The following is a 15512-nucleotide window of genomic DNA, read 5'->3' as shown; positions in this document are numbered from 1 at the left end:
TTCCCTCCTAAATACCGGATTCCATCTCATGTTTCAGCACCGCCCTCTCTTCTTCATGTCCTGTGATCTGCATAAACAGTGATTCCAGGCTTCCTTTCTCGCGCATAAAGCTGCTGACCATCACATCCGCATCGATAAGCTGCTGCAAAAGCAGCGCCTCATCCTGCCGATCCCCCAAAAAGCCCAGCTTGATCTCATCCCCCTGCACCGCAATCGTCTGCACGCAAGGATGGCTTTTCAGGATCGCAAGCGCCTTTTCTTTCTGGCTGAAAATCGAGATCAGAAGCGGATTGGACGAGTTGATCCGCGCAAAAATCTGATCCATGCTGCCCTGCAGGACCGTTCTTCCCTGCTCAATGATGCCGATCGAGGTACAAAGCTCTGACAATTCCGATAAAATATGGGAGCTGACGAGCAGCGTTTTTCCCTGATCGCGCAGTTCTTTCAGAATCGCCGTATACTCCACCCGGGTGCGCGGATCCAGCCCGGAAGCCGGTTCATCCAGGATCAGAAGATCCGGATCGTGGATGAGCGCCCGCGCCAGGCAGAGGCTCTGCTTCATACCTCTCGAAAGCCCGTCCACGAAAAAGTCCTCTTTATCTTCCAGCCGCACCTGTTCCAGAAGCGTATGGCAGCGCGTCCGCGCCTGCAGCCCCGTAATTCCGTAGCAGGATGCAAAAAATTCCATATATTCCGATACTTTCAGGTTATCATATACTCCGAAGAAATCCGGCACATAGCCGATCCGCCGCCGGAGTTCTTTTCCGTCTGAGTAAACATCCAGTCCGCCGATCTCCACCTCGCCCTCATCGGGAACGAGAAGTCCCGCAAGAATCTTGAGCGTCGTCGTCTTGCCTGCCCCATTGGGACCCACGAATCCAAAGAGTTCCCCGTCCGCGACCTCCAGATTCAGCCCATCCAGCGCTTGAAAATTGCCATATCGTTTTCTGAGGTTTTTAATCGTCAGCATCACTCTCTCCTTCCTACGACATAGATTCTTGGAAGCTGGCTTTCCCAGCCATACTCTCCCGTCTGTTCCGGCACATATTTGACGGTCAATGTGTTCGACGGAGACAGGTACGGCGAAAGCTCCTTTGCCGAATACTCTGATTTCAGCTCAATCCGGTCATTGCGCCCGGTCTCATAGTTATAGAAATACATGCTTCCGGAGAAGGATGACATATACGGATAGAGCGGATTTTCCGAAAATCGCGGTGACAGAGTCTCAAACGTAAGCTTTTCAATGACAAGGTCACTTCCCAGCGAATATTCGACCGTCGCAGCCTCCGCTGTTTCCCCGCTATACATTGTGTTGTACGCCGCCTCATAATTTCCGGCGAGCACCGTTGGATCTTCCTCAAGCGCCGAACGGTAAAGTTTTCCGTCTTTTTCACGGTTCAGCGGGATTGACTCGGTCACCATGCAAAATCCTTCCCGAAGTGTCCTCGCATCCGCCAGAAAATCTTCCTCTCCCTGGAGCTTCCGGGTTGAAAATGCCACCAGGCACGCCTCAGACGGATTGCGCCCCGCGCCGGAATCCAGATAAAAGCTCAAAAGTCTCGTCCGCTCCTGCGCCTTTAAATAGTCCGGATCCTCAATCTCCGCTTTCTCATACTGATCCGCCCCGGTCACCATCTGTGCTGCCGCATACGAATAGCTGACCGGATAATCGCAGCTCTCCTTTCCATCCAGAGAAACCGTCTGCCCAGGCTCTAATCTTCCCAGCAGCACCGCTTTCCCATTGATGAGCAGAGCCGCATTCTCCAGCGGTTCCTCAAAACAGTTTTTTACCGTTCCCGACACCACGCCGTCAAAATAGGAAATATTTCCCTGAACGCCCATCGCGTCCGTTTTCTCCAACTCACGACGCAGGGTAAACAGATTCGGTGAAAATGCGACCGTATCCCGCATTTTAATTTCGACCCGTTCCGGCTGATAAACAAAGTTCGTATGATACTCTTCCTCACCGGTAAAGCGCACCGCCGAAACCGCATCGTAATAGTAACTGCGCGTCATCGGGCGCACCTCATAGCCCGGCTTTAAGCTCACCGAATACGGCTTGTTATAAGGGCTTCGGATGTTCATATAAGTGGCTTCTTCCGCCTCTTCTCCCGAGGTATCCAGAATCGACGCATACGTCACAAACGGCTCCCGGAAGCGTGTCTTTACGCCCAGCGCATAAATAATGCCGGTAAACAAAAACGCCCCCAGTGTCACCGCCGGCAGATAATACCGGTAAATTCCCCGCTTTTTTAAGTAGAAATAGATGCCCGGACCAATCAAAAGCAGGTAGACCACCACGATCGCCGTGTACGCCGCAACCTTCGGAAGCCGCCCCGCATTGCCGGTGTTGACCAGCCCCTGTACGCTGAAATACGAGCCCGAATAACCGTAGTAATCCTCCTGTGCCAGCTCGTCCACGGTATCACTTCCCAGCACCAGCGTATACAGCTTTTCAAATGAGGATGGATTGGTCAGGCACAAATCGCTGATCGCATCCATCGAAAAGGCAGCTGCCACGATCCGCCCCTGTTTGCAGTTCGTATGGGATAACAGCGGGAACACTTCCCCCGCCAGCAGAGTGCTGCCGTTCTTCAGGTTCACATCGACGCATTCTGCCTGGATCTCCCCCGTCTGCTCGCCCGGTGCCGTCTCCCCGCCCAGACTGACCGGAACGGTTACCGCATCCAGATACGGCGGCTCCAGCACCTTCTCTGCAAACCTGCCATAATTTCTCGCACAATCCACACCGCCGCCAAAGAGGATCGTACCGCCGTCTTCCACCCAGCGCCGCAGCGCCTCATACTGGACATCACTGAGCGAATCCAGGTCAAATCCAGACACAATTACCAGATCCAGCGGATCGTAACCCAGCCGGTCATCCGGTGCCTGCTCGGCATCCAGAAAAACCGCCCGCGTCCGAAGCGTCCCATATCGGATGCCCGCGCCGTCTAAATAAGAAAGTGCCTCCGGCGTATCCGTCAAAATTCCGATATAACTCTCCGCAACGTCCTCCTCAGAACCAAGTTTCAGACATTTCCGGATGACCGTTTTCCCGTTTACATCCTGTACCGATACAAACATCTGATCCGCCCGCACACCCAGCGGGATATAATATTCCTGTTCAAACTTCTCCCCCGCTGCCAACGATAACGGATAGGAATACTGGTACGCCTCCAGACTGGACTGCGCGGTCAGAAACTCCAGCGTTCCCTCAAACGGCGCTGTATCATTATTCAGAAGGACCGTTACCCGAAGGTAACGGTCGCTCTTTGCCGTATTGTCAAATCCATAGGAAACATCCATCGACAGCGGCGCATCTGCTTCCTTCTGTGAGGCATATGCGTACCCCGCAGGAAGGCAGAATAGTGCCATCCATCCGATCAATATCGCAAAAAAGAACTGTATTCCCCTCTTTTTCTGCATCCTTTCTCTCCCTATCTGTAACTGTTCACGCATACGTGCCCAGTAACGGAATTTGCCGTGGCTTCGCATTAAATACGGCAAATTCCTGCTGCCACCATGTTTTCTTACGGCACTTTCGGTTCCAAAAGTGCCTACCTATGAACAGTAACCAAAAATCCATTAAAATGTCTATTAGATTCTTTCCCACACTCGCCTTTACGGCATCTGGAAATTTTCCCTGTTGATGTCAAAATTCGTCCGCAGGCGCACCGTAAACACCGTTCCATTCAGATCGCTCGTTACCTGAATCGTGCCGCCGTGCATATCGACGATATTTTTGGCGATCGCCAGACCTAACCCTGTGCCGCCCGTGTTGGTCGATCGCGACTGTTCCACGCGGTAGAATTTATTAAATAAGAGAGGCAGCTCGTCCGCCGGAATCACGTAGCCGTAGTTCGTCACCGAGACGGTCACGACCTCTTCCTCCGCATGAATCTGCACCAGCACCCGTTTTCCGTCCGCACCGTACTTGATCGCGTTATTGATCAGGTTGTCAAAGAGGCGCGCCAGAAGATTTCCGTCTGCCGTGATAACCTTGCCCGGGACATTGCTCTGCAGCTCGTAGGAGAGGTTTTTGTCCTTGAAGCTCGGATAAAATTCCTCCAACAGCTGGCTGAGCAGTTTGACAATGTCCACCTTCGACACGTGCATTGCCACTTTTCCATAATTCATTTTAGTAAAACCAAACAAATCTTCGATCAGTTTTTCCAGACGTTTCGATTTTGCATAGGCAATATCAATATATTTTTTCTGCATTTCTGCAGGAATCTCCACCTTGCCGGACAGAAGTTCAAGATAGCCGATGATCGAGGTCAGCGGTGTCCGCAGATCGTGTGCCACATTGGTAATCAGCTCGTTCTTCGTGCGCTCCGCCTCGCGCTCCTTGTCCATCAGATTCCGGATATCCCCGACCATCTTATTTAAATTGACCGCCATCGCCGTAAACTCGTCGTCGCCCCGCACCTCGATCGTCGTATTCAAATCGCCCTCGGAAATATTCTGAATCGCGGACGAGATCCGGCTGATATAGCGCATGGACCGCTCCTGGAGGGCAAAAAAAGTGACTGAGAAGATCGCGATGCCCGACAGAAGATAGACAAATGCCATCAGTGTCTCTGTCTCCGTCAGGCGCAGGAAAAAAGAATCCCGGTACCGCGTCTCCCGCAGATAGCTGCTGATCATCGAAACATTGGCAATCAGAAACACCTCCACCAGGCATGCCACCACGGTGCTGTAAACGATGTTCATGACCATCCGTGTCCGGAATCGGCGACTCATATCTTTTTTATTTTTCAATTTTGTATCCTACCCCCCAGACCGTTGTAATGATCTTGTTCTGTCGGGTGTCCTCCTTCATCTTGCCGCGAAGCCGTCTGATATGTACCATAACCGTGTTATTTGCCTCGTAGACTTTCTCATTCCACACCTTCTCAAAGATTTCATCGGTGCTGAAGACCCGCCCCGGATTGGATGCCAGCAGATACAGAATGTCAAATTCGATCGGCGTCAGCTTGATCTCCTCGCCGTACACCATCACTTTATGATTATCTTTGTTGATCGTGAGTCCTTTGATCGAGATCTCATTTTTAACCTGATTTCCTGCACCGCTCTGCGGATTTAACTGCGTATAGCGGCGAAGCTGTGATTTGACGCGCGCCGTCAGCTCCAGCGGGTTAAATGGTTTCGTCACGTAATCATCCGCGCCGGTTCCCAGTCCCAGAATCTTATCCAGATCCGCTGAGCGCGCGCTCAGCATGATGATCGGGATATTGTTCGTCTCCCGGATCTTGCGGCACATCTCCAGACCATCCATCCCCGGCATCATGATATCGAGAAGCACCAGATGAATCGTCTCCTTCTCCAGAATCTCCAATCCCTCTAACGCATTGGATGCTTTATATACTTTATAACCATCACTGACCAGATAAATCTCCACCAGATCGGCAATCTCTTTCTCATCATCCACCACCAGAACGTGTATTTCAGACATAAAAAAACCTCCCTCATATGTAATGCAGGTTCCCGGTATCTCTATGCGAAACACCAGACGAATATACCTGTTTCCAGTTTACCATATGGGGAGGATTTATGCTTTAAAAATTTATTACATTTTTGGAGAATTTTGCTTATCTGCGAACTGCAATTTCTTTATTGTTCCAGCGGAATAAACACCCTCATCGCCGCCGGGTCCTGCTTTTTTCCAGCTTCCTTCGCCGCCTGCACTGCCTCCGCACAGAAGGTATCCTGCGCGCAGACCGGCTCTTTGCCACGGCGGTTGCGTTTAGCGTAGGTTCCGTCCGGTCTCAGGTACTGCGCCTTGACATTGTCGGCAAGCTGTACCTCTAAGATGTGACAGATGCGTGCTTTCAGCTTCTCATCCTCAACCGGGAAGAGAATCTCCACACGACGGTCGAGGTTTCGCGGCATCCAGTCGGCACTTCCCATGAAAATCTGCGGTTCACCGTCGTTCTCGAAGTAGAAAATACGGCTGTGCTCAAGGAAATTTCCAACGATCGAGCAGACCGTTATATTCTCGCTTAATCCCGGAATCCCGGCGCGCAGACAGCAGATGCCGCGAACGATGAGCTGTATTTTTACCCCCGCATTGGACGCCTCGTAAAGACTCGCAATGATCTCACGGTCGCACAGGGAGTTCATCTTTGCCACGATCCGCGCTGGAATACCTTCGCGGGCGTTGCGCGTTTCCCGCTGGATCAGGCGCAGAAAACGTCCGCGCAGCCACAGCGGCGCCAGCGACAGCTTGTTCCAGCCAAGCGGCTCCGAATAACCCGACAGCATGTTAAAGACTGCAGTCGCATCCTCACCGATCAGCGGATCACAGGTTAAAAGACCGCAGTCGGTGTAAAGTTTTGCCGTCGAATCGTTGTAATTTCCAGTTCCCAGATGGACGTAGCGGCGGATGCCCTCTTCCTCGCGGCGCACTACCAGCGTGATCTTACTGTGTGTTTTCAGCCCCAGCAGACCGTAGATAACGTGGCAGCCGGCTTTTTCCAGCATCTTCGCCCAGAGAATATTGTTTTCCTCGTCAAAACGGGCTTTCAGCTCAACCAGAACCGACACCTGTTTTCCATTGTCCGCCGCTTCAGCAAGCGCCGCGATAATCGGGGAGTTGCCGCTGACACGGTAGAGTGTCTGCTTGATCGCCAGCACCTCCGGGTCGCGGGCAGCTTTCTTGATAAAATTGACGACCGGCTCAAAGGTCTCAAACGGGTGGGTCAGCAATATATCGCCTTTGCGGATATTGGCAAAAATATCATCCTCATTCATCAGCGCCGGAACCGGCTGCGGCGTGTACGGCGGTGTCTTAAATTCGTCAAAGCCCGGCAGACCGAACACCTTCATGAGGACGGTCAGATCAAGCGGCCCGTCAATCTCATAGATCGCGTGCCCGCCAACGTGCAGCTCCTTTTTGAGGATGTCTAAGAGGCGCTTGTCCGCCTTTTTCTCGATATCCAGGCGGATGACCTCGCCCCACTGGCGTTTCTTGAGCTTCTGCTCGATCTCCTTGAGCAGATCCTCCGCCTCATCCTCGTCGATGCTCAGATCGGCATTTCGCATGACACGGAACGGATGGCAGCTGATAATATCATAATTTAAGAACAATTTGTCGATGTTTCGCTCGATGACTTCTTCCAGGTAAATGATCGATTTGCCCTCCTGGCACGGCAGCTCCACCACGCGCGGAAGTCCGCCCGGCACACAGACCATCGCAAATTCCAGCTCGCCGTCTCCCTTTTTCTTGCGGACCAGCGCAGCAATATTTAACGATTTATTGTGAATGAGAGGGAACGGGCGGGAGGAATCAACCGCCATCGGCGTGAGGACCGGGTAGACCGATTCCTCAAAATACCGATCAACGTACACCGCTTCTTCCTTCGTCAGCTTCTCATGCTCAGTGACCACGCGCAGACCGTGCTGTTTTAAGAGCGGCAGAAGCATCCGGTTGTAGGTTCGGTACTGATTCTCGACCAGCTCATGCGTTTTTCCATCGATCGCATCCAGCTGTTCCTGTGCCGTCATGCCCGCGATATCCCGCTTCGTATAATTGGCGTGAACCATGTCCTTGAGGGATGCCACGCGGACCATGAAAAACTCATCCAGGTTCGACGCCGTGATGCTTAAAAATTTCAGGCGTTCAAACAGTGGGGTCGTCTTATCGCGCGCCTCCCCCAGAATCCGGTAGTTAAATTCCAGCCAGCTCAGTTCACGGTTTACATAATTTTCAGGTTCTCCGTATTTCAACACTGCATCCGACATCCTTATACCCCTCTTTTCTGCCTGAGTACAGGCCGTATTCCAAAGACTTCCTCAAAGAAATCTGCCTTCTGGTCAAATGAATACTGCTCCAGCACGATACTCTCCGGACAGTCCGTCGTAATCACCAGACTGCCGTTCCGCACAGCGATGCGGCTGTCGCTCAGCTTCTGGCGGTGGCTGCGGTCCATCGAATTGGCCAGACGCAAAATTGCCGTCAGCTTCGCAATCAGGATCGTCAGCTCTCTCCGGGAGGTTCCAAGCCCCGCATACTGGGACAGATCCGACTCCAGGATGACCTCATCGTAGGCATATTCCTGAATGTTGTAGCGCACGATATTGGCTACAACCTCGCGCTCCAGATGGGAAATTCCGATGATCTCCGTATCCATGATGATCTGGTACGAGCTTTCCGAACCGCGCGTGATGCTGACAAACTTGCCGCAGTCATGCAGGGTCGCCGCGATCTTTAAAAGCAGGCGTTCCCGCGCTCCCAGACCATGGTATTTTTTCGTTGCATCAAAGATCATCTCCGCTGACCGCTCTACCTCGCGCACATGTGCGCCGTGGCAGCGGTAGCGCTTCGCCATCTGGCGCGCCGTCGAGAGGATATCCGCCTCAAAATCATGATGGAAGCGGACCAGACGGTTTTCCTGTGCGTACTCTGCCGCGATACCATCGCAGAGGGTCGTCCCCGGTGCCCAGATATAGGAAGCGCCCGTCATGTCTAATACCTTCCGGTAGAGAATCGCACTTGGAATCAGCACTTCTGCGTAATCCTGCGGCAGCTCATAGCGCTCCTGAATCTCCTCCGAGGACATCCCAATCAGCTTCTCGCAGAACACGCCAAATTCCTTTGCCGTGAACCGCGCCCCGCCTTTTTCATGCATGCCGCGGCTGATCATATAGTTCATTGTCTCGCCGGTCGCAATCAGCGTCTCAATCTGATGCTCTTTTAAAAATATCTTCCGAAATGTGTATAGTTCATTTTCTACCAGCTCATCGATGATCGCCGGAATCTTCCGGTAATCGACGCGCCAGTGTGCTGACATTTCACTTAAGCGCAGCACGCCGAGCAGAAGGTTCTGCGTTGATACCAGTACCTCCTCATCAAAAAGGGAGAGCTGGGTGCTTCCGAATCCGACATCCATCAGCGCCGCACCGTTTTTCACGGTGTGCTGGAATTCTTCCTCCCTGGCTGCAACGGCTTTATAACTCTTAAAACGAAGCTCCGAGTTGTTCATCGTGCGGACCCGGAGTCCGGTACGCACCAGAATCCGGTCCAGTACCATCTGGCTGTTCCGCGCCTCCCGAAGCGCGCTGCTCGCAAAGGCCCGGTAATCCGATACCCGGTATGTTTTCATCACTTCCCGGAACTTATTCAGGACCTCGCACATTTCCTCCACGATCTCGTGGCTCAAACGTCCGTCATTGTACGTGTCTTTGCCAAGCGCCAGCGCATGGCGCACATGATCGATCTCGCGGATTCCGGCGGAAGCAGAAATCTCGAAAATTCCCAGCTCCAGTTCGAAGGAACCCACATCAATAGCGGCAAAGGTTTTAACGGTCATATTACTTGATCTCTCCTTTCAGCTTGCTGCGTAAGTTTGCAATAAACTGGGTGGCAGTACGTCCGGACAGCCCGCCGTGGCTTAACTCCCACCTGTTGGCTTCCAGAAGCAGATCTGCCTCCGGCATATGGATGTGGTATTTGTCTGCCAGCACGCGGACGATGTTCTGGAATTCTTTCTTGTCCGGTGAGCCGTAGTAGATCGTGACGCCAAAACGCGCAACCAGAGACAGTTTTTCCTGCACCGTATCGTTGGAGTGCAGATCGTCGTCCAGCTCTCGCTTATCGCTGAATTTCTCGCGGATTAAGTGGCGACGGTTCGATGTCGCATAAATCAGGACATTCTGCGGCTTGATGCCGAGACCGCCTTCAATGATTGCTTTCAGATATTTATATTCCAGCTCATATTCCTCAAAGGAAAGGTCGTCCATATAAATGATAAATTTGTAGTTGCGGTCTTTGATCTGCTCCAGGACGTCTGATAGTCCGCGGAACTGGTGCTTGTACACCTCGATCATGCGGAGTCCTCGGTCATAATACTGATTTAGGATCGCTTTGATACTGGATGATTTACCGGTACCGCTGTCACCGAAAAGCAGGCAGTTGTTTGCCGCGCGCCCCTCGATAAATGCCTCGGTATTCTCAATCAGCTTGGCTTTCTGCAGCTCATAGCCGACCAGATCGCTCAGCTCGATATGTTCCACGCGCGTGATCGGCTCGATATCGACCTGCTTTGCCTCGTCATCCATGATAATATGGAATGCTTTGTTAAGACCAAACTTGCCGACACCAAATTCTTTATAAAATTCGGTCACGATATCCTGAAATTCCTGATCACTCTCCGCATTCTCCAGGGAAACCGATAATTCAACGATCCGGTCGCGGATGCGGTGGTTGAACGCCTTGCTGTTTTCCAGCGCATTTTCGTAATGCTTCATCTCCGACCAGATGCCGTTCTCAGTCTCGTCCAGACGGGCAATATCCAAGGAAAAAAGCTCTCTGACCTGTGCAAAATCGTGGCGTGCAAGCTCGCTCAAGCTGCCGCCGACCGGTCCGATGATCTCACAGGATGTGCTGTAGGCATTTTCATTGTTTGCCATGCAGAACGCCAGGAAACAATGCCACAGGTTTCCGCGGAATCCATAGGTCACTGCCAGATCGATGAGCTGACTCGCGCATGCATATGCATCCGGGCGTGCCTCGCCTTCTTCTGGTTTTAAGAGGCTGCACATGTCGTCAAATAACTGCTGATACCGCAGGTTGCGATATAAAATCATCGTATTTTTTCTTTTTTCTTCCATCATTCTGCCTTTCCGGTTACCATCACATGCTTTACGGCACTTTCAGTGTCAAAAATGCCTGCCCGTGGACAGCAACCCATTCTGTCTTGTCCTAAGCTAAAGAGACTAGTAATTTCCTAATATTTTTACATTTTTCGCTTCGCGCATGATTCCGTACAGTGCATTCTGCACACCGGCATCCTCCAGGTTTCCCTCGATGTCCACGAAGAAGCGGTACTGCCAACTCTCCTCCGGGATCGGCCGGGACTCGATCATACGCATATTGACGTCATTGAAAATAAAATTGCCGAGCATGCTGTACAGCGTACCGCTGCGGTGCGGCAGCTCGAAACAGAGGCTGATTTTCTCTGCGCCCGCCTGATAGACGCGATCCTTCGCCAAAATCAGGAAACGGGTCGTATTGTCCGGACAGTTGTTGATCGGACCTGCCAGCTTTTTGAGCCTGTAAATCTCACCTGCCACCTCACCTGCGACTGCCGCCTGTGACGGATCTTTCTCATCGCGTACCTTCTGTGCCGCCACAGCATTATTTTCCATGCTGAGCTGCTGCCAGTCGTGCTGGTTTAAGAAGTCGCTGCTCTGCATCAACGCCTGCGGATGGGCAAAAACACGCTTCACATCGGAAAGTTCCGCGTCCGGTGTGCCAAGCAGGTAGTGATGTACCGGCAGAAATGTCTCCGCCACGATCACATTGTCGTATTTTAAAAGCAGATCATAGTTGTCCGTCACGGCACCGGCGGAAGAATTTTCAATCGGAAGCACCGCAAAATCAGCTTTTCCCTCCTGAATCTCCACCATCATATCCTCAAACCGGCGTACATGATGGATATCCGCGTCTTTTCCAAAGAACTGCAGCGCCGCCGCATGACCGTAAGCGCCCTCTAATCCCTGGAACACCACGCGTTTTCCGGCGGTTTCAAGCTTCTCCACCTTATGGAAGCCCAGATCCGGACCGCCGACGCGCCCTGCGATCGTCTGATACTGATACCGGCGGCTCAGCGTCATCATCTGCAAAAACAGCTCGGCAACCGCCTGCTTGTTAAACTCGCCCTCTGCCATCGCCTGAACTGACTCGATCTTCTGTTTCTCACGCTCGGCGTCGTAAACCGCCTTTCCGGTCGCGATCTTATACTCTGCCACCTCGCTGCAAAGGCGCATTCTCTCCTCAAATAACTTTTCTATCTGGGTGTCAATCTGGTCCAGACGCCCTCTTATCTCCAGCAAATCCATCTCTTAGCTGTTCTCCTTTTCCATCTCTGAAAGCATCCCTGCGATCTTTTCTCTCGTATATGCGCCGACAAACTTCCGGTTCTCCGGATCCAGCTCTTTCACGATGAACGGCTCGCCGAACTCAATCACGACATGGCTCGGACAAATAAGCGGAATATGCTTCTCAAAGACCTCCGCTGTTCCCTTGATCGCCACTGGAACAACCGGACAGCCAGATTTCTCTGCAATCTTCAAGCTTCCCTCTTTAAATGGAAGCAGATCTGAAAGCTGTTCATTTTTATTGCGGGTTCCCTCCGGAAAAATCCAGACAGAAACGCCGCGGCGCACCTTCTCGATCCCCGCCAGAATCATTTTTAAACCTTCTTTTATATTATTCCGATCTAAAAACAGACAGTTGACATTGAGCATCCATTTTGACAAGAGCGGAATCTTCTCCATCTCTTTCTTTGCCACAAATCCCATCAGTCCCGGAACCGTCGTATAGCCAACCAGGATATCAAAATAGCTCCGGTGGTTTCCCACATAGAGCACCGGGCGATCCTGCGGAATATTTTCATATCCGCGCACCTCTACCGTCACACCTGCCATTTTGAGCAGTTTTTCAAAAATATTACGCACCATCTGGGTGCTTTCTTCCTCCACTGCGACCGGATCTACCTGTCCCTGTTTATCCATACGGTGCAATGTGCCGATGGAACCAACAAGGAAGCTGACGATCGTTCCTACTATCTTTATCGCGCGAAACATACTGATACCTCTCTTTTCTCTTGTATCTGTCCGAAACCGTCTGGTTTTTATCCTGCTATTTTCATTTCCAGACAGACTGCTTTACTGTCTCATTATATAGAAAGAAGCAGGGTTTTACAAGACTTTCCTTGTAAGACATCCTGCCTCTGCTACTGTTCACGCATACGTGCCCAGTATCGGAATTTGCCGTGGCTTCGCATTTAAATACGGCAAATTCCTGCTGCCACCACGTTTTCTTACGGCACTTTCGGTTCCCAAAGTGCCTACCTGTGAACAGTAACCTGCCTCTCTATTTTTTATGGATTCACAATCTCCGTCTTTCCGCTGATCAGCGCTTCCACCTCGATTCCACCTATCTCGCACAAGATTCCCTCATAGCTTTCCAGTGTATCGCTGTAATACACGCTGTAGATAGACACATCCTCAGAAATCTCTCCATCCAGATAGTTTTCCAGCGGATTTTCTCCCAGATCCCGGAAAGAACCACCCAGATCCATCATCAGCTCCCAGCTTTCCGGATGAATGTCCTGTTCATCCAAATCATGTAGATACATCCAGAGCGCCATGCATAGAATCCTCGCCTCGGCTTTCGCCCGCACTTCCTTCGCTTTCTGTACCTGTCCGGACATGATCGGGATCGAAACTGCAACGAGAATCGCCACAATCCCGGTCACGATCAGCAGCTCTGCCAGCGTAAAGCCTGACCGTGCCCTAGCGGAACTGGTTCTTTTCTCTGTCATAGGTATATCCCACCGCCTGCAGCTTCTTCTCAAGCTCCGACCGTTCTGTATCAAACGCACTGCATAATTCATCTAAATCCGGGTAAAAATCTCTGAGCTGTGTGTTCACAAAACTCAGGCACATAATCGGATCGTTCGGTATTTTTCCTGCCATCTTTTTCCCTTTCTGTCCTTTTATTCATACTCAAACGTAACCGTCACATAGTAACCGCGGTCATTTTCCTCGATCGCCTTTACCACGCCGTGATCGGCGGGAATCCGGTCATTCAGCTTAAAAAGCCCCGACATCGCCACCGCCGGTTCAATCATATAATTGACATTAAACGGCGTCACCGACTCCGTCACCTCTACTGTCTGTCCGACTTCTACCAGTCCCGGACGTTCCATTTTAAATACAACATCTCTTGTCACGCCGTTTTTCCTCTTCTTTCTGGTCTGATCCCCAATTCTGGCTGCCGGCATATCCTCACGCCGTGCCTCTGATTTCAAATTTTTTTTACACGAACCATAACCGCCAGCTTACCAGTTTTCTAGTATACGGCACTTTTTTCCTTTTATCAACTGCGCCCACATAACCTACCGTTCGTTTTTTTCACGCGCCATCCGCCGCAGCTGCCGAAATCCAAGCCATGCCAGTAAAAGCAGCAGCAGACTTACACTGATCGTCAGTCCGTAGTGAATCCTCCGTCTCCAGAACGGAAGCGGGAGGTTTTCCACCGGCGCAGTCTCTGTTTCCACCAGAGTTCCCGGATCCACTTCTATTTCTGTCATCTCTTCCACATCCAGTTCCACTTTTTCATACTCCATCCGCCTCCGGTAACGCTCATATTCCGGAAGTCTGACCGTTCCCCCGTACACTGCCCGGCAATCCCATACGCGGCGTTTTGCCTGTACCGCCGCATTGCGGCACCAGATGCCAGCCTCATCCTGATAAGCATCTCCCTCCCAGCTTTCCGACTCAATCTGCACCTCATCCTCCGATAGCCCTGCACTTGCAAGCAGGTCTTCCCTGCACGCCTCCAACGGCGGCACTTTTTCATCATGCATCACGGCAGTTCCACCCAGCCGGTATGTGTCCGCCCCGTATTCGTGAAATACGACCGAAATCTCAAATCCATCCTGCCAGTGTTCGTTCTCATAAGAGGTTCTTTTCAGATCCAGCATAACCGATACGGTCTTCCGGCTCTCCCGATCCTCCACCTCCATCGGCGCTCTCGCCGGGATCTCCTGTTCCCGCGTCACGGATGGATAGACCATCTCCCCCGAAACCTCCCGCGTTCTGCCGCGCACCGGCACCGCCTCTATCTCTGTCCCCACAAGCCGGTAGGTAATTTCCCCCTCTTCCAGATATTCTTCCGGCGCTTCTGGTATCTCAACCTCTTTCAAATAGGAAGAAGAATAACGGATCCGCCGTTCTCCCGCCTTATCTTCCTGTGCGTAAGCCTGTCCGCCGGTGCCCTGCAGGCACAGCAGCACAAATGTCAGCACTGCCAGCCTCCCACCATATCTTCTGTCTTCTCTTTTCCCCATACATTCTCCCTTTCTGCCATTCCCCGGCAAATGTCTCCTGCCAGCCGAACCGCATTCTTTCGTAAGCACGTTCTAAATTTCCGTACTCCTCTCTCAACCTTCTCCATCCTTTCTAAAATTGTTATTGTTCACGCATACGTGCCCCGTAACGGAATTTGCCGTGGCTTCGCATTAAATGAACAGTAACCTGAAATTTTCTGTGCTGAGTTTAAATCAGCATAAAATACCGCATCACACACAAATATCATTCAAGATATAAGATGCCATGTTTTCTAAATGCCGATATGATGTTACTGTTCACGCATATGTGCCCAGTAACGGAATTTGCCGTGGCTTCGCATTTAAATACGGCAAATTCCTGCTGCCACCACGTTTTCTTACGGCACTTTCGGTTCCAAAAGTGCCTACCTGTGAACAGTAACGATATGATACTTATATTCAGCACTGCTCAATCATATGACTGCTATTTTTTTGTTTCATAGGACGCAGTTTCCCCTGAAACAAAAAATGCATTATGAAATTTCATAAATACCCGGATATTTCTGTGAATCACAGATGCCCTCTTTGCGGGCAGAATCATCGAATGCCGTCCGGAACCGGACTTTGAACTTCATCGTACCTTTATTATAGTCTGCCCTATCTCAAAATACAATT

Annotated in this window: 13 protein-coding genes; all 13 read right to left on the bottom strand. The window is 51.4% G+C overall.

Annotation, left to right across the window (positions count from 1 at the left end; translation table 11 throughout):
* Window positions 1-7: 7 nt before the first annotated feature.
* The 13 genes from DWY89_RS08270 to DWY89_RS08210 all read right to left on the bottom strand — a co-directional run bounded on the left by DWY89_RS08270 (window position 8) and on the right by DWY89_RS08210 (window position 14858).
* The gene (locus DWY89_RS08270) at window positions 8-970 is read right to left on the bottom strand and encodes an ABC transporter ATP-binding protein (RefSeq protein ID WP_118524582.1); all 963 of its coding nucleotides are present in this window, start codon (window positions 968-970) and stop codon (window positions 8-10) included.
* On the bottom strand, window positions 970-3426 hold the full coding sequence (locus tag DWY89_RS08265; protein WP_118523274.1) for a hypothetical protein: 2457 nt from the start codon (window positions 3424-3426) through the stop codon (window positions 970-972). The genes DWY89_RS08270 and DWY89_RS08265 overlap by 1 nt, the downstream gene beginning before the upstream one ends.
* Before the next feature lie 195 nt (window positions 3427-3621).
* Window positions 3622-4761: a HAMP domain-containing sensor histidine kinase gene (locus DWY89_RS08260; RefSeq protein ID WP_333490916.1), complete on the bottom strand. Its 1140-nt coding sequence runs from the start codon at window positions 4759-4761 to the stop codon at window positions 3622-3624.
* The gene (locus DWY89_RS08255) at window positions 4751-5455 is read right to left on the bottom strand and encodes a response regulator transcription factor (RefSeq protein ID WP_118492379.1); all 705 of its coding nucleotides are present in this window, start codon (window positions 5453-5455) and stop codon (window positions 4751-4753) included. Before DWY89_RS08255 ends, DWY89_RS08260 begins: the two co-directional genes overlap by 11 nt.
* 158 nt (window positions 5456-5613) lie before the next feature.
* Window positions 5614-7743 (bottom strand): RNA degradosome polyphosphate kinase, encoded by a 2130-nt coding sequence (locus DWY89_RS08250; protein ID WP_117796048.1) that lies wholly within the window; start codon window positions 7741-7743, stop codon window positions 5614-5616.
* A gap of 2 nt (window positions 7744-7745) precedes the next feature.
* Complete coding sequence (locus DWY89_RS08245; RefSeq protein WP_118524581.1) at window positions 7746-9311, bottom strand: HD domain-containing protein; 1566 nt, start codon at window positions 9309-9311, stop codon at window positions 7746-7748.
* Between the two features lies 1 nt (window position 9312).
* The gene (locus DWY89_RS08240; protein ID WP_182434542.1) at window positions 9313-10611 is read right to left on the bottom strand and encodes an ATP-binding protein; all 1299 of its coding nucleotides are present in this window, start codon (window positions 10609-10611) and stop codon (window positions 9313-9315) included.
* A 105-nt stretch (window positions 10612-10716) separates the two neighbouring features.
* A complete protein-coding gene (locus DWY89_RS08235) occupies window positions 10717-11841 on the bottom strand; it encodes a bifunctional chorismate mutase/prephenate dehydratase (RefSeq protein ID WP_107001429.1) in 1125 nt (374 codons plus the stop codon).
* 3 nt (window positions 11842-11844) lie between these two features.
* A complete protein-coding gene (locus DWY89_RS08230) occupies window positions 11845-12588 on the bottom strand; it encodes a lysophospholipid acyltransferase family protein (protein WP_118492381.1) in 744 nt (247 codons plus the stop codon).
* Window positions 12589-12884: 296 nt separating this feature from the next.
* Window positions 12885-13328 (bottom strand): type II secretion system protein, encoded by a 444-nt coding sequence (locus DWY89_RS08225; protein WP_118472612.1) that lies wholly within the window; start codon window positions 13326-13328, stop codon window positions 12885-12887.
* Window positions 13300-13482 carry a DUF4250 domain-containing protein gene (locus DWY89_RS08220; protein WP_022360303.1) on the bottom strand — a complete coding sequence of 61 codons (183 nt, stop codon included), beginning with the start codon at window positions 13480-13482 and terminating at the stop codon, window positions 13300-13302. Before DWY89_RS08220 ends, DWY89_RS08225 begins: the two co-directional genes overlap by 29 nt.
* Before the next feature lie 20 nt (window positions 13483-13502).
* Entirely contained in the window at window positions 13503-13739 is a 237-nt protein-coding gene (locus DWY89_RS08215) for a hypothetical protein (protein ID WP_333490915.1), read from the bottom strand.
* Window positions 13740-13904: 165 nt separating this feature from the next.
* Window positions 13905-14858 (bottom strand): hypothetical protein, encoded by a 954-nt coding sequence (locus DWY89_RS08210; protein ID WP_147353331.1) that lies wholly within the window; start codon window positions 14856-14858, stop codon window positions 13905-13907.
* Between the last annotated feature and the right edge of the window lie 654 nt (window positions 14859-15512).

Source organism: Clostridium sp. AF27-5AA, from assembly GCF_003478415.1.
Taxonomy (GTDB): Bacteria; Bacillota; Clostridia; order Lachnospirales; family Lachnospiraceae; genus Otoolea; species Otoolea fessa.
Note: the sequence above shows the minus strand (reverse complement) of the source record. Positions and strands in the feature narration are given on the sequence as shown.

Excerpts from the sequence above, each read along its gene's own strand:
- DWY89_RS08270 (WP_118524582.1), bottom strand. The coding sequence starts at position 970 with ATGCTGACGATTAAAAACCTCAGAAAACGATATGGCAATTTTCAAGCG.
- DWY89_RS08265 (WP_118523274.1), bottom strand. The coding sequence starts at position 3,426 with ATGCAGAAAAAGAGGGGAATACAGTTCTTTTTTGCGATATTGATCGGA.
- DWY89_RS08255 (WP_118492379.1), bottom strand. The coding sequence starts at position 5,455 with ATGTCTGAAATACACGTTCTGGTGGTGGATGATGAGAAAGAGATTGCC.
- DWY89_RS08250 (WP_117796048.1), bottom strand. The coding sequence starts at position 7,743 with ATGTCGGATGCAGTGTTGAAATACGGAGAACCTGAAAATTATGTAAAC.
- DWY89_RS08245 (WP_118524581.1), bottom strand. The coding sequence starts at position 9,311 with ATGACCGTTAAAACCTTTGCCGCTATTGATGTGGGTTCCTTCGAACTG.
- DWY89_RS08240 (WP_182434542.1), bottom strand. The coding sequence starts at position 10,611 with ATGGAAGAAAAAAGAAAAAATACGATGATTTTATATCGCAACCTGCGG.
- DWY89_RS08235 (WP_107001429.1), bottom strand. The coding sequence starts at position 11,841 with ATGGATTTGCTGGAGATAAGAGGGCGTCTGGACCAGATTGACACCCAG.
- DWY89_RS08230 (WP_118492381.1), bottom strand. The coding sequence starts at position 12,588 with ATGTTTCGCGCGATAAAGATAGTAGGAACGATCGTCAGCTTCCTTGTT.
- DWY89_RS08225 (WP_118472612.1), bottom strand. The coding sequence starts at position 13,328 with ATGACAGAGAAAAGAACCAGTTCCGCTAGGGCACGGTCAGGCTTTACG.
- DWY89_RS08220 (WP_022360303.1), bottom strand. The coding sequence starts at position 13,482 with ATGGCAGGAAAAATACCGAACGATCCGATTATGTGCCTGAGTTTTGTG.
- DWY89_RS08210 (WP_147353331.1), bottom strand. The coding sequence starts at position 14,858 with ATGGGGAAAAGAGAAGACAGAAGATATGGTGGGAGGCTGGCAGTGCTG.